The sequence below is a fragment of the Corynebacterium sp. c3Ub_189 genome (assembly GCF_039907195.1).
In the GTDB taxonomy this organism is placed as follows: Bacteria; Actinomycetota; Actinomycetes; order Mycobacteriales; family Mycobacteriaceae; genus Corynebacterium.
On record NZ_JASBOF010000001.1, the window covers coordinates 116,419 to 128,498 of the forward strand.

Consider the following 12,080-nt stretch of genomic DNA (forward strand, 5'->3'; position numbering starts at 1 on the left):
CAGTGTGGATCTAGCTGAGGTCCGGCGAATCGGTATCTAAGAGGAGATCAGCTGGGATAAGCAGGCCATGTCGGACCATATCGATCACGGCGGGTAGGGCAGCAGTAGTAAGTTCTGCTTCGTCGAATCCGTGTGCCGCTGCATACAGGCCAATGGTTTCTTCCAGGTTCAAGCCCTGTGGGTTGAGTCCGGCGACAATGGCAGCGATGTGTTCATCTACTTCGTGGCTCCAGCGCGGACCGTCGGTGCGAGTAAGGCGTAGAGCGGCCCGAGTAAAGCCCTGGCCCAATTCCCCGTCTGGGGTACTGATATCTTCGCGTGCCAGCCCTGGGCGTACGTGGAAGTGCTTTCCCTGTAGCTCGCCGGGTACAAGGTCGCGCAACCACGCCACACGGGCAAAGTATTCTTCTACTTCAGGGCCAAGTGGGTCGCTAAAGGCCTGCGGCATTTCTTCGGCCAAGATATCGGCAGGTTCATCGTCGCCGATCCGTTGGATCGCGACAAAACCAAAGCCAATGCCATTGACCTCATGTTGCTGGAAATGTTCCAGCCAGGCGCGAGAGCGCTCTTGTCCTTCAGGGGAGCGTACATCCAGGGATTCATCCTCGAGCCAGGTGGACACATAGAGTGCGGGATCGGCTACGTCGCGCTGAATGATCCAGGCGGCAATTCCTTTGTCTGGCAGCCAGGAAGCAACGCGTTGCTGCCAGGTCTCGCCGCTGGTGTGTACCCAAGCGGCCAGAAGGTGAGCCGTTCCGCCAGGGGTTAGGTGATCGGTGGCACGAGAGACAACCAGCTCGCTAGCGCCGTCCAGATTTAACCCGGAGTCGCGGTAGACGTGTCCAACTTCAGGAAGGCCAACAACAAAAGGTGGGTTAGCTACAAGGCGGTCAAAGCGGCGGCCGGCTACGGGGTCGAACCACGAACCTTGCAGCAATTCCACTTTCTCGCTATCGCCAGTAGCGGCAATGGTAGCCTCGGCCAACTCCAATGCACGCTCATGCACGTCGGTGGCGGTAATCTTTTCAGCGCAATCGAGCTGCCCCAGCAATTGGACGCCTGAGCCAGTGCCTAGATCTAAGACGCTGCCCACTGGGCTTACTGGCGTGGATTGCAGCAGCGAAAGGCTTGCCGCACCAACGCCAAGCACATGGTCTGGGCCGGGTACGTGGTCGACCAAGGATGCGTCGACGTCGGAGAAGATGAGACGGTTGGCGCCAACGATGATGTGGGGGCGGATATCGAGGGCAATGTAGGCCTTGCCATGGGCGTCGGCAAGCGCAACATTGGCATCCAGCAACTGGGTAGCCAGGCGCGCACCTACCGCCTCGCCTAAAAGCGTCGCCGGTAGGTGTTCATGCAGGAGGAAGAAGCGGATCAATAAATCCAATTGAGATTCGCTGTGCGCGGCGAGCGTAACTGGTGCGGGTTCGCCGCGGAAGAGGGCCTCGGTAACTTCCGGACCTAGGTGCCCGGCTATGCCATCGGTAGTAAAACCGGCGGCGGTAAAGACATCGGAAAGCTCTTCGGCCAGCTTGGCTAGCGCGGTGGCATCAAAGTCGGGGCCAAAAGCGGTCGTCATGAAAGCAGGAATCCTTTACTTTTCTTCGTGATCGATGATGTCGTGGTGTGCCTCAATAGGTCGGGCGGTGCCGCCGGATACCTGTGGGGCGTGGGCTTGGTTATAAAGCTGCCGGTTCATGGCTGGCTTGTACACGTTTTTCTCGCGCTTATCCTTCTTTTCACCTCGGCCGTTGCCAATCACCACTGCTATCCAGGGGAGGGGAAACGTCACGCCCACAATGATGGCGGCTAGAAGCCACCAATGCATATAGAGGAAAAAGCCGGCGATGAGCAGGGAAGGAACGCGCAAAAACTGGAAGATTCCGTACTGAATTTCGCGGCGCTTGCGGTCCTGGCCAGGCGTGAGCTTGGCATCTGTGATGAGATAGCGCTCTTTTTTGCCAAACAACCTAGATTCGGCTCCCCTCGTGCGCGTCGGCGTTCCCTCGATAAGGGGAGAGGGGCGCAGTGGTTGGCGTGCATGACGTGTACATGTTCTCCAAGGGTAGCCGCCTGACTCGCAAAGTTCGATGCCGATGCGGCAAAATGGAGTGCGTGACTACGACTACGAAGACAATTGAACGGCCAGATATTCGTGAAGACACTTCGACGACGGATAATGACACGCCGAAGTTCTTCCACTACGTCAAAAAGGATCACATCCTCGATTCCGCGGTGAACGGCAAGTATGTCGTTGCGCTGTGCGGCGAAACATTCCCGGTGACCAAGCAGGCAAAGCCGGGTTCTCCGGTGTGCCCCGATTGTGAGCGTGTGTATAAGGGTCTGCGCCGCAAGTGAGGACTTTTAAGAAGACTAACCTTCGCGCCTGGCAGCAATCCGCCCTCGATAAATTCCTCGCCACTAAGCCGCAAGACTTCATGGCGGTGGCGACCCCAGGCGCCGGAAAGACTACCTTCGCCCTGCGCATTGCCACCGAGCTCATGGAAGACCGTACGGTCGAGCGCGTAATCGTGGTGGTGCCTACCGAACACCTCAAGACCCAGTGGTCTAGCGCTGCCGCACGCGTAGGTCTGGCTCTAGATCCGGCGTTTAGCAATTCCTCCGCCGTTAATCCCTCGATGGACGGCATTGTGGTGACTTACGCGCAGGTGGGTATGCACCCCTTTAAGCACCGCGCTGTGGCCTCTGCCCGGCGCACTTTGGTGATCCTTGACGAGATTCACCATGCAGGCGACGCCAAGAGCTGGGGAGATGGCGTCAAGGAAGCCTACGACGATGTCAATCACCGCCTGGCTTTGACCGGTACGCCTTTCCGCTCCGACGACTCGCCCATTCCATTCGTCCAGTACGTGGACGATGGGGAGGGGCACAAGGTATCCCGCTCGGACCATACCTATGGCTATGGCGATGCGCTTGCCGACGGCGTCGTGCGCCCCGTTGTCTTTCTTTCTTACTCTGGCGAAGCCCGCTGGCGCGATTCGGCCGGTGAGGAACATGCAGCCCGTTTGGGCGACATTATGAATGCGGAGCAAACCGCCCGAGCGTGGCGCACCGCTTTGGACCCCAAGGGCGAGTGGATTCCTGCGGTGCTGCAGGCGGCGCATACCCGCCTGATGCAAATGCGGCGCAATATGCCGGATGCAGGCGGCCTCGTGCTGGCTTCGGATACGACGACCGCACGCGCGTATGCCAATATCCTCAAACAGCTTTCTAATACGCCAGTGTCGGTGATTTTGTCTGATGATCCCGGCTCCTCGGACCGCATTCAGGAATTTTCTGAGTCCACCGATGAGTGGATGGTGGCGGTCCGCATGGTGTCCGAGGGCGTCGACGTCCCGCGCCTTGCGGTGGGCGTTTATGCTACCTCGGCGTCGACTCCTCTCTTTTTCGCCCAGGCCATCGGCCGCTTCGTGCGCTCGCGCATGCCGGGCGAGACGGCATCGGTTTTCCTTCCATCGGTTCCTGTCCTGCTGGGCTTGGCGGAAAATATGGAAAAGTCCCGCGACCACGTCTTGGGTGAAGAAAAGCCCGACAAGGAAGGCTGGGACGACGAACTGCTAGAGCAGGCGAATCAGAAAAAGACCGAACCAGACATGCTGGAGAAGTCTTATGAGTCGCTTGGTGCCGAGGCAGAGTTTTCGGGGCTCCTCTACAACGGTTCTCAGTTCAATACCGGGGATATGACCACCGATGAGGAAGCGGATTTCCTTGGCATTCCCGGGCTACTGGATGCGGACCAAGTAAAAGACTTGCTGCGCAAGAAGCAATCCGAAGAAATGGACCGCCGCGAAGCGGAGGAAAAGGCGCGGCGCGCTGCTGAGGCGGAGGAAGCTCACCGCCGCAAGCTCTACGGTATGGACTATGCGCCGGCCTCACGGAAGAAGTCTATGGAGTCTGAGTCCAGCGATACTGGAGTCGTCGATGAGCTAGGCCAGTTGCGCAAGGAACTCAATACGGTTGTCTCCATCGCTGCCCAGCGCTCGGGCCGCCCGCACGGTGCTATCCATACCGAGGTGCGCAAGGCCTGTGGCGGCCCGCCCACCGCGCTGTGCAACGCCGACCAGCTACGCGAGCGCATAGAATACCTGCGCAAGTGGTAGAGCGGCCGTTGGAGGCCTAGGAATAACTATGAAAAAGCCCGCACCGAAATTGGTGCGGGCTTTAATTCGCGTGCAGCTGCAGCGATTAGTCGAGGTAGTCGCGCAGAACCTGCGAGCGAGATGGGTGGCGCAGCTTCGACATCGTCTTGGACTCGATCTGGCGAATGCGCTCGCGGGTAACTCCGTAGACCTGGCCAATCTCGTCTAAAGTGCGCGGCATGCCGTCGGTCAAACCGAAGCGGAGGCGAACCACGCCGGCTTCGCGCTCGGACAGGGTAGTCAGCACGTCTTGGAGCTGATCCTGCAACAAGGTGAAGGATACGGCGTCGACCGCAATGACGGCCTCGGAGTCCTCGATGAAGTCACCCAACTGGGAATCGCCTTCGTCACCGATGGTCTGATCCAAGGAAATGGGCTCGCGGGCGTACTGCTGGATTTCGAGCACCTTTTCCTCGGTGATGTCCATCTCCTTCGCCAGCTCCTGCGGGGTAGGCTCGCGGCCCAAGTCCTGCAAGAGCTCGCGCTGGATGCGGCCCAGCTTGTTGATGACTTCCACCATGTGCACTGGGATGCGGATGGTACGAGCCTGGTCAGCCATGGCGCGGGTAATGGCCTGGCGGATCCACCACGTGGCGTAAGTGGAGAACTTATAGCCCTTGGTGTAATCGAACTTCTCCACAGCGCGAATAAGGCCCAAGTTGCCTTCCTGAATGAGGTCCAAGAAAGCCATGCCGCGGCCGGTGTAGCGCTTGGCCAAGGAAACCACCAGACGCAGGTTGGCCTCCAGCAGGTGGTTCTTGGCCTTGCGGCCATCGCGGGCGATGCTGCGCAGGTCGCGCTTTTCCATGGGGGAGAGCTTGGCGGCCTTATCGCCTTCGGCGCGGGCCTTTTCCATCTCGTCCATGCGGTGCTGTGCGTACAGGCCAGCCTCGATGCGCTTGGCCAGAGAAACCTCTTGCTCGGCGTTGAGCAGGGCGACCTTACCAATCTGCTTGAGGTAGGCGCGGACGGAGTCAGCGGAGGCGGTTAGCTGCGCATCCTTGCGTGCCTGACGCAGCGCAGCGGACTCTTCCTCGTCCCAGACGGAAGAGGAGTCTTCCTCTTCTTCCTCATCGTCGTCGTCCAAATCCTCTTCGAGGTCATCGTCCTCGAGGTCTTCGCCGGCGTCGAAGTCATCATCGTCTTCGATGTCCGCATTGGTGGGATCGAAGTCGACGTCTTCGTCGTGCTCGTCCTCCTCGAGCTCCTCTTCTGCTTCCGGCTGTGCCTGCTTTTCGGACTCGGCTGGGGATTCCTGCTTCTTTGCCGCGGATTTGCGGACCGTCTTCTTAGTGGCCTTCTTCGCAGACTTTTTAGTGGTCTTCTTGGCCGACTTTTTGGCGGTCTTCTTCGCAGTCTTCTTGGCTGTTTTCTTAGCGGTCTTTTTGGCCGTCTTCTTAGCCGTCTTTTTCGCGGTTTTCTTTGCCGTCTTCTTGGCGGTCTTCTTTGCAGGAGTAGATGCCTCAGCGGCGTTTTCGCCCTCGCCGAGTGCCTGGTCTGAAGATTCAGTGGCTGCCACGTACGCCCTTTCGACTAACTTCTTGATTGAAACAGCTCAGTGCGCCCTAGTGGGGCGCTCGTGCATCAGTGTGATGTTAACGCGTTGTGGCCATATGCAGGCCAGAAACGCCCTAGAGCTATTTAACTTAGGATCGACCGCCCAGTATAGAGGATCTTTCCAATCTGCCGGTGGATAGGGTCACCTGCAGTGCGTAAATATTACGGTTTCAAACCGTCTACCGCCGCCATCGCAGCTCCGACAATTCCTGCGCGATTGCGCAGTTGTGCAGGCATGACGGGGGTTTCAATATCAAGGTGTGGGCCCCACTTTTCAAACTTGCGGGAAATCCCACCCCCGATGAGGAAGGCCTGCGGGTTAAAAAGCTTTTCATATTCCGCGAGGACCTTGTTGAGTCGTTTAGTCCACTGCTTGTACTTGAGTTCCTCGCGGTCCTTTACGGCCGAGGACGCGATCTTCTCAGCTTCGTCATCGCCCACCGTGAGGTGCCCCAGTTCGGTATTAGGGAACAACTGGCCGTCTAGGAAGAAGGCCGAACCGATACCGGTGCCGAGGGTTAGGAAGATAACGGAGCCCTGCTTGGCGATGTCCTCTCCGTAGGCCACCTCGGCTAGTCCCGCCGCGTCGGCGTCGTTAAGCACGGCAAAATCCGCATCCAGGTAGTCCGCAAAGAGTTCTGTGGCGTTGACCCCAACCCAGTCCTTGGAAATATTTGCTGCAGTCTCGACTTCTTGGTTGCGAACCACGGAAGGAAGGGTGATGCCAACGGGGCCGTCCCACTGCTTTTCCTGCACGATGTGGGCTACTACCTTGGCAACATCATGCGGCGTAGACGGCTGTGGGGTGGCGATCTTCATGCGTTCACCCACGAATTCGCCGGTGGCAAGGTCCACCTCAGCGCCTTTAATGCCGGAGCCTCCGATATCGATGCCAAAGGAATGGCCAGAAAGAGTAGTCATGCCCGACAGTCTAGAAGAAGGCACAATAGTTGGCATGACTGAGCAGATCGATTTTCTCCAATTGCGGGATTTTGCCGTTTCTACCGCCACTCGCGCTGCGGAATTAATTACTACGCGGCGTGCAGAACTAGTCGCAAGTGACGGCATCGCGGCGCATACCCACACCAAGTCCAGCGACGTAGATCCCGTAACGGAGGTCGATACCGCGACAGAGGAGTTCATTGCCACCACCATCCGCACCCAGCGCCCCGGGGACGGAATCTTTGGCGAAGAAGGCGCCAATGTGGAATCGACCAGTGGGGTTACCTGGATTGTCGATCCGATTGACGGCACCGTGAATTTCCTCTACGGGGTGCCGGACTACGCCGTATCCATTGGTGCGGAATACCAAGGGCACCTCGTTGCTGGCGCGGTGGTCAACGTGGCGCGCGGGCGTACCTATGCTGCCGCAGCCGGCCAGGGCGCCACGGTCACCGGCCCAGACGGAATTGAGCACGCACTGCGGTGTGGCCAGACACAAGATCCTGCGTTGGCCTTGGTAGCCACCGGCTTTGGTTACGAAGCCGACCGGCGAGCAGCCCAAGCCGAGCTTCTCACCAAGCTCCTGCCTAATGTGCGTGATATTCGCCGCATCGGCGCTGCCGCGCTCGACCTATGCAGGGTGGCAGAGGGAACCGTTGATGCCTACTTTGAGCACGGCATCAATGCCTGGGACTTTGCCGCTGGGGCAATCGTTGCTCGCGAAGCAGGTGCAGTAGTGCGCCATCCAGGCTTTGATAAGGGCTCTGCTGACGGTGAACTTACCTGGGCCGCGGGGGCAGATTTGGCCCCCGCATTCGATAAGCTTTTAGCAGCACACACGGTCACAGACGCGCTGCGGGGGTAATAGTTTCCCGCGCCGGCGAGCGGTGAGATGACATCTAGCCGTTTGTGCTTTACTATGCGCGATCGATAAATACCCATTCCTTAAAGCAACTTGACCATTAGGGGCGTGCATTATGGCCACCGATTATGACGCACCGCGCCGGCGCGCGGAAGATGAACTCGAAACTGACTCCCTAGAAGGACTCAAAGCCGCTGAGAGCGATAACAACGGCATGGACGATGACGGAGAAATCGTCGAGGCCTTCCAGCCGCCATCAGTAGACCTTACGGGCGAGGAGCTAAATGTTGAGGTAGTTCCACGTCAGGAAAATGAGTTTACCTGTGGCTCGTGTTTCCTAGTGCAGTCCAATAAGCGTTACTCCCACGAAGAGGACGGCCAGCCAATCTGCAAGGATTGCGCCTAAAGGAATACACAGCAGCAACGAACCCCGCACTCGGCAACTTTTCACCTGCCGAGTGCGGGGTTTGCTGTAGCAACCACCACATTTTTTGTGGTGTGCGAAGTCAATAAAGATTAGTGCTGTTCCGGAACGAAAGCGTGGAGCAAAGCCTCCGGATCCTTCGAGGCGATGAGCCAATAAGGAGTATCGTCCTCTGGATCATTGAGCACCATCATGGCGTGCTTATCCACCCAAGCGTGGGAGACCAAAAACGCTGCGGGATCGAGCTGCGGGCCCAGCGCGTTGCGCCGTGCAGATTTGGGAACGGTGATAGACCGTGACACGACGTCGTTAGGCAGTTGGGCGTCTTTGACCGTGAGCCAACGCGTTCCGTCCGGGTCGCGCTCTACCTTGATGACTGTATTGGACCAGGTAATAAGTACCCACACGGCGATAGCGCCAAGGAGGATCGCGGGAATAATGGTCCACCACATGTTGCGGTTAAGGCCGGCAGTAGCGGAAGTAAGTGCCACGATGGCGGCTGCAAAAAGCCAAAAGTACCAAGGGACCCATTGGCGTTCGCGGTAGAGCACCTGAGGGGCCACCGTACCCTGTGCCGAAGCGGCGCTTGACGGTGCCGGAGTTGCGGAAGTAGCAGATGTATCAGACACGTCTAGTCAGTCTAGTCCACACGCGCCGCAGAATGAACCTCCCAAGGCAGGTAGGATTGGCCAGGTGACTGACTCGATTCCGCATTCTCAACCAGAAAGCCCCTTTGGGGACATTAAAGTCAAGCGCCTGGATAAGGAGCTTCCATTACCGCACCGTGCCCACCGTGGTGACGCCGGTGCAGACCTTTACGCAGCCGAAGCTCTTACCCTGCAACCCGGCGAGCGCGCCCTCGTCGGCACCGGGATTGCCATTGCGCTGCCACTAGGAACGGTCGGCTTAATTCACCCGCGCTCCGGACTAGCCGCCAAGCAAGGACTTTCTGTTGTCAATACCCCGGGCACGGTAGATGCCGATTACCGCGGGGAGATCAAGGTCTGCCTCATCAACCATGACCGGCACGCTCCCATTGAGATCGAACGCGGAATGCGCATTGCTCAGCTCGTGGTCCAGCGCGTAGAGCTGGTGGGGTTTGCTGAGGTTGAAGAATTGGATGACACCGTCCGCGGAGCCGGTGGCTATGGCTCTACCGGTGTGTAGTTAAAGCAGTAGAGACTCAACGAGACTTTTAGAAAGGACGTAGCACCCATGGGAATCTGGCCCTTTGGCAAGAAGAACGACGAAGAAAAGAAGGCTCAGGACAAGCCTGCAGCACAAAGTGAAAAGCCGGCGGCCCCCACGTCCGCGGACGCGGAGGCGCAGGAGACTTATGCTCCAGTAGGCGACACCGCAGCAGATGCCGCGGCGGCTTCTGGCAATGAACCTCGCGAATTCGCTCATGATGCCATCAATGGCCAGACCGGCCCCTTTGATGGAGACTCTGTCGATATCGAGACCTTTGATTTCAGTGACTTTTCCATTGGCGTATTAGACCTGGGGTCCCTGCGCATCCCACTGCCAAAGGAATCCCAGGTACAGGTGGAGATGGGTGAACAAGGCCCACGAATGCTGCACATCGTGACCAAGGTAGGCCGAATTACTCCAGTAGCCTTTGCCGCCCCACGTAAGCCAGGCCAGTGGGCAGAATCCGTGGAGGAAATTAAGGAGGGCATGAGCCGCGACGGACTTACCGTCACCACCGAGTCGGGGCCTTGGGGTGCTGAGGTCGTGGGCAAGAACGACAACGGCCAGGTCCGCGTTATCGGCGCAGATGGTCCGCGCTGGATGCTGCGCATGACCCTGGCCGCGCCGGCCGGTATGGAAGCCGACCTCGCAGACATGGCTCGCGAGGTTGCCGCCCGGACCTTCGTCTACCGCGGGGAAGACCCCATCTTGGCGGGAAATGCTTTGCCGGTCATCATGCCCGAGCAGCTCGTAGAGCAGGTCAAGCAGGCTATGGACCAGCGCCAGCAAGAACAGCAGGCAGCCGCTAATGCTCAAGACCACCCAGAAAACGGCGTGGGCGGCCCCGACCCTGCGGCAGAAGCAGAGGCGGAGCAACACCTGCGCGATTTGGGCGGCTCCCCACAACAGGGCGAGAATGGATCGTCCCCGCAGAATCCCGATGAGGGCTCTGCACCTAATTCCAAGAACTAGGCAAAGCAGTAAACCACGTGACACATTCTTCCTCGCCGCAACCTTCCCCGGACGCTAAGAACCTGGACTCTGAGGAGTCTGCTGCCGAACCCACCCTGCTGGAGCAAATGGGAGGCTTGTCAGGGCTCATCTCGGCCACCTTGCCGGTCATTGTGCTGATTCCTGTCAATAACTTCTTTGGGCTGGGACCAGCCTTGGCGGCGGCGCTCGGCGTGGCCGTTGTTATTGCACTCTGGAGGGTAATCCGTAAAGAGACCCTGCAGCCAGCCATATCGGGTCTGCTGGGAGTGGCCCTTTGCGCAGCCATCGCCTGGTTTACCGGTGATGCCAAAGGGTATTTCTTGTACGGCATTTGGATGTCGTTGGCGCTGTGTATTGCCGCGGTACTATCAATCCTCTTTCGGTGGCCCGCTGTGGGTGTCATCTGGAAGGGGATTAATGGCGAGGAAATGCAGTGGCAAAAGGTTGCCCAGGCGCGCCGGGCCTATGCCATCGCTACTGGTGGGTGGGCGGTTATCTTCCTGGCCCGTTTTGTTGTTCAGCGCGCCATTTATGATGCGGATGCAACCACGGCGTTAGGGGTGACCCGAATCTTGATGGGGTGGCCATTGACGCTTCTAGTTACGGCGCTGACCGTGTGGATGGTGCGCCGCGCGGATGCAGCCGTTGACGCAGCGGCGGGCGCAGGTGAGCACACTAACGCAGAACGAGAACCAAAGTCTGAGGCAGAAAATGACTGAATCAACGATGAGCCGCGGCGATAGTCTTGAGGTCACCATTGACCGCATGGCGCACGGCGGGGAAGGAATTGGCCAGGCGCCGGATGGGCGAGTGGTATTCGTTCCTCGCGCTTTTCCTGGTGACGTCGTAAAGGCTACGGCCGGCCGTGTAAAGAAGTCGTTCATTAAAGCGGAACTGGAAAGCGTGCTAAGCCCTGGGCCACTACGCGTGCCATCGTCTTGTCCCGCTGCCGCGCAAGGAGCTGGCTGCTGTGATTTCGCCGAGCTGGATCCCGCGGCCGAAACCGGAATCAAGGCAGAGATCTTGTCGGAGCAGCTGCGCCGCACCGGCGTTGTCACCGGCGAGGAACTGAACATTGAGCAGCACACCCTAGAGCCGGTTCGGGGATGGCGCACGCGGGTGAGGTGGGGCGTCGACAAGCAAGGGTGCGCCGGAACCCGTCAGCGTCGGTCCAATGAGCTTGTTACGGGCGCTGCTTGTACGCAGCTGGCTCCGGGATTGGCAGAGGGGCTCGTTGGAGAGGGCGCGCGCCGGTTTACCCCAGGCGCTGAGGTCATCGCCGTTCTCGATGGCGATGGCAACCGACACGTGGTAGAAACCCGCAAGGCCCCGCGCGGGCGCCGCGTGGAGACCATCCGTGAGGTGGTAGAAGGCAGCGGCAAGGTGCACGAGCATGTCGACGGGCGGACGTTTAGCTTTCCTGCTACCGCCTTCTGGCAGGCCCACAGCCACGCACCGGCCGCGTATACCGATCTGATAGCGGAGTGGCTCGGGGGTCGCGAGTACCAAGAGCACACCGCCTGGGATCTCTACGGTGGCGTTGGCCTATTCGTTCCCGCACTGGCCCATGCCGTGCAGGGCAAGGTTATCTCCGTGGACTATTCACCGGCGGCTACGGCCGGGGAACAAGCCGCCCTTGCGGACTGCGATGTGGAAGTAAAGTCCGCGAAGGTCGAGCAAGTCGCCGCACAGCTTCCCAAGCCTGGCGCTGTAGTCCTTGATCCGCCGCGCACCGGTGCAGGGGAGGATGTGATTCGTTCCGTGGCGGCCGCTGCACCCCAGGCGGTCGTTCACGTGGGATGTGACCCCGCCACCTTCGCGCGCGACTTGGGATACTGGAACCAGCACGGATACGGAATAGAAAAGATGGCACTCATTAACGCGTTCCCCGGAACGCACCACTTTGAAACGATTGCGCTCATTACCCCTGCCTAATGAACCTTTATGG

13 protein-coding genes are annotated in these 12,080 nt (G+C 59.0%); 8 read left to right on the forward strand and 5 right to left on the reverse strand.

Going from position 1 to position 12,080, the window contains the following annotated elements; translation table 11 throughout:
- Nucleotides 1–10 precede the first annotated feature (10 nt).
- Nucleotides 11–1,582, reverse strand: a complete 1,572-nt coding sequence (locus QKD99_RS00550; protein ID WP_347950429.1) for a class I SAM-dependent methyltransferase — start codon at nt 1,580–1,582, stop codon at nt 11–13.
- A 15-nt stretch (nt 1,583–1,597) separates the two neighbouring features.
- A complete protein-coding gene (locus tag QKD99_RS00555) occupies nt 1,598–1,972 on the reverse strand; it encodes a DUF3099 domain-containing protein (RefSeq protein WP_284765907.1) in 375 nt (124 codons plus the stop codon).
- A gap of 137 nt (nt 1,973–2,109) precedes the next feature.
- On the opposite strand from QKD99_RS00555, the gene QKD99_RS00560 reads away from it, so the two are divergent.
- Both QKD99_RS00560 and QKD99_RS00565 read left to right on the forward strand, forming a co-directional pair.
- Complete coding sequence (locus QKD99_RS00560) at nt 2,110–2,361, forward strand: DUF3039 domain-containing protein (protein WP_005325062.1); 252 nt, start codon at nt 2,110–2,112, stop codon at nt 2,359–2,361.
- Entirely contained in the window at nt 2,358–4,124 is a 1,767-nt protein-coding gene (locus tag QKD99_RS00565) for a DEAD/DEAH box helicase (protein WP_347950430.1), read from the forward strand. Before QKD99_RS00560 ends, QKD99_RS00565 begins: the two co-directional genes overlap by 4 nt.
- An 85-nt stretch (nt 4,125–4,209) precedes the next feature.
- Here QKD99_RS00565 and QKD99_RS00570 read toward each other — a convergent pair whose 3' ends face one another.
- Together QKD99_RS00570 and ppgK are read right to left on the reverse strand one after the other, a co-directional pair.
- On the reverse strand, nt 4,210–5,682 hold the full coding sequence (locus QKD99_RS00570) for an RNA polymerase sigma factor (protein ID WP_005325028.1): 1,473 nt from the start codon (nt 5,680–5,682) through the stop codon (nt 4,210–4,212).
- Nucleotides 5,683–5,882: 200 nt separating this feature from the next.
- Nucleotides 5,883–6,641 carry a polyphosphate--glucose phosphotransferase gene (gene ppgK / locus QKD99_RS00575; RefSeq protein WP_347950431.1) on the reverse strand — a complete coding sequence of 253 codons (759 nt, stop codon included), beginning with the start codon at nt 6,639–6,641 and terminating at the stop codon, nt 5,883–5,885.
- On the opposite strand from ppgK, the gene QKD99_RS00580 reads away from it, so the two are divergent.
- Together QKD99_RS00580 and QKD99_RS00585 are read left to right on the forward strand one after the other, a co-directional pair.
- Nucleotides 6,640–7,527 carry an inositol monophosphatase family protein gene (locus QKD99_RS00580; protein ID WP_347950432.1) on the forward strand — a complete coding sequence of 296 codons (888 nt, stop codon included), beginning with the start codon at nt 6,640–6,642 and terminating at the stop codon, nt 7,525–7,527. The genes ppgK and QKD99_RS00580 overlap by 2 nt on opposite strands.
- Nucleotides 7,528–7,639: 112 nt before the next feature.
- A complete protein-coding gene (locus QKD99_RS00585; protein ID WP_005325023.1) occupies nt 7,640–7,930 on the forward strand; it encodes a DUF4193 domain-containing protein in 291 nt (96 codons plus the stop codon).
- Between the two features lie 110 nt (nt 7,931–8,040).
- Here QKD99_RS00585 and QKD99_RS00590 read toward each other — a convergent pair whose 3' ends face one another.
- Entirely contained in the window at nt 8,041–8,499 is a 459-nt protein-coding gene (locus QKD99_RS00590) for a DUF3093 domain-containing protein (RefSeq protein ID WP_316980881.1), read from the reverse strand.
- Nucleotides 8,500–8,641: 142 nt separating this feature from the next.
- Between QKD99_RS00590 and dut the strand changes: the two genes are divergently transcribed.
- The 4 genes from dut to QKD99_RS00610 all read left to right on the forward strand — a co-directional run bounded on the left by dut (nt 8,642) and on the right by QKD99_RS00610 (nt 12,067).
- Nucleotides 8,642–9,115, forward strand: coding sequence for a dUTP diphosphatase (dut, locus tag QKD99_RS00595; protein ID WP_347950433.1), 474 nt, complete (start codon nt 8,642–8,644; stop codon nt 9,113–9,115).
- A gap of 48 nt (nt 9,116–9,163) precedes the next feature.
- Nucleotides 9,164–10,111 (forward strand): DUF3710 domain-containing protein, encoded by a 948-nt coding sequence (locus QKD99_RS00600; RefSeq protein WP_347950434.1) that lies wholly within the window; start codon nt 9,164–9,166, stop codon nt 10,109–10,111.
- 62 nt (nt 10,112–10,173) lie between these two features.
- Complete coding sequence (locus QKD99_RS00605) at nt 10,174–10,851, forward strand: DUF3159 domain-containing protein (RefSeq protein WP_347950500.1); 678 nt, start codon at nt 10,174–10,176, stop codon at nt 10,849–10,851.
- On the forward strand, nt 10,844–12,067 hold the full coding sequence (locus QKD99_RS00610; RefSeq protein ID WP_347950435.1) for a TRAM domain-containing protein: 1,224 nt from the start codon (nt 10,844–10,846) through the stop codon (nt 12,065–12,067). The genes QKD99_RS00605 and QKD99_RS00610 overlap by 8 nt, the downstream gene beginning before the upstream one ends.
- The last annotated feature ends 13 nt before the right edge of the window (nt 12,068–12,080 follow it).

Excerpts from the sequence above, each read along its gene's own strand:
- ppgK (WP_347950431.1), bottom strand. The coding sequence starts at position 6,641 with ATGACTACTCTTTCTGGCCATTCCTTTGGCATCGATATCGGAGGCTCC.
- QKD99_RS00580 (WP_347950432.1), top strand. The coding sequence starts at position 6,640 with ATGCCCGACAGTCTAGAAGAAGGCACAATAGTTGGCATGACTGAGCAG.
- QKD99_RS00550 (WP_347950429.1), bottom strand. The coding sequence starts at position 1,582 with ATGACGACCGCTTTTGGCCCCGACTTTGATGCCACCGCGCTAGCCAAG.
- QKD99_RS00585 (WP_005325023.1), top strand. The coding sequence starts at position 7,640 with ATGGCCACCGATTATGACGCACCGCGCCGGCGCGCGGAAGATGAACTC.
- QKD99_RS00600 (WP_347950434.1), top strand. The coding sequence starts at position 9,164 with ATGGGAATCTGGCCCTTTGGCAAGAAGAACGACGAAGAAAAGAAGGCT.
- QKD99_RS00610 (WP_347950435.1), top strand. The coding sequence starts at position 10,844 with ATGACTGAATCAACGATGAGCCGCGGCGATAGTCTTGAGGTCACCATT.
- QKD99_RS00560 (WP_005325062.1), top strand. The coding sequence starts at position 2,110 with ATGGAGTGCGTGACTACGACTACGAAGACAATTGAACGGCCAGATATT.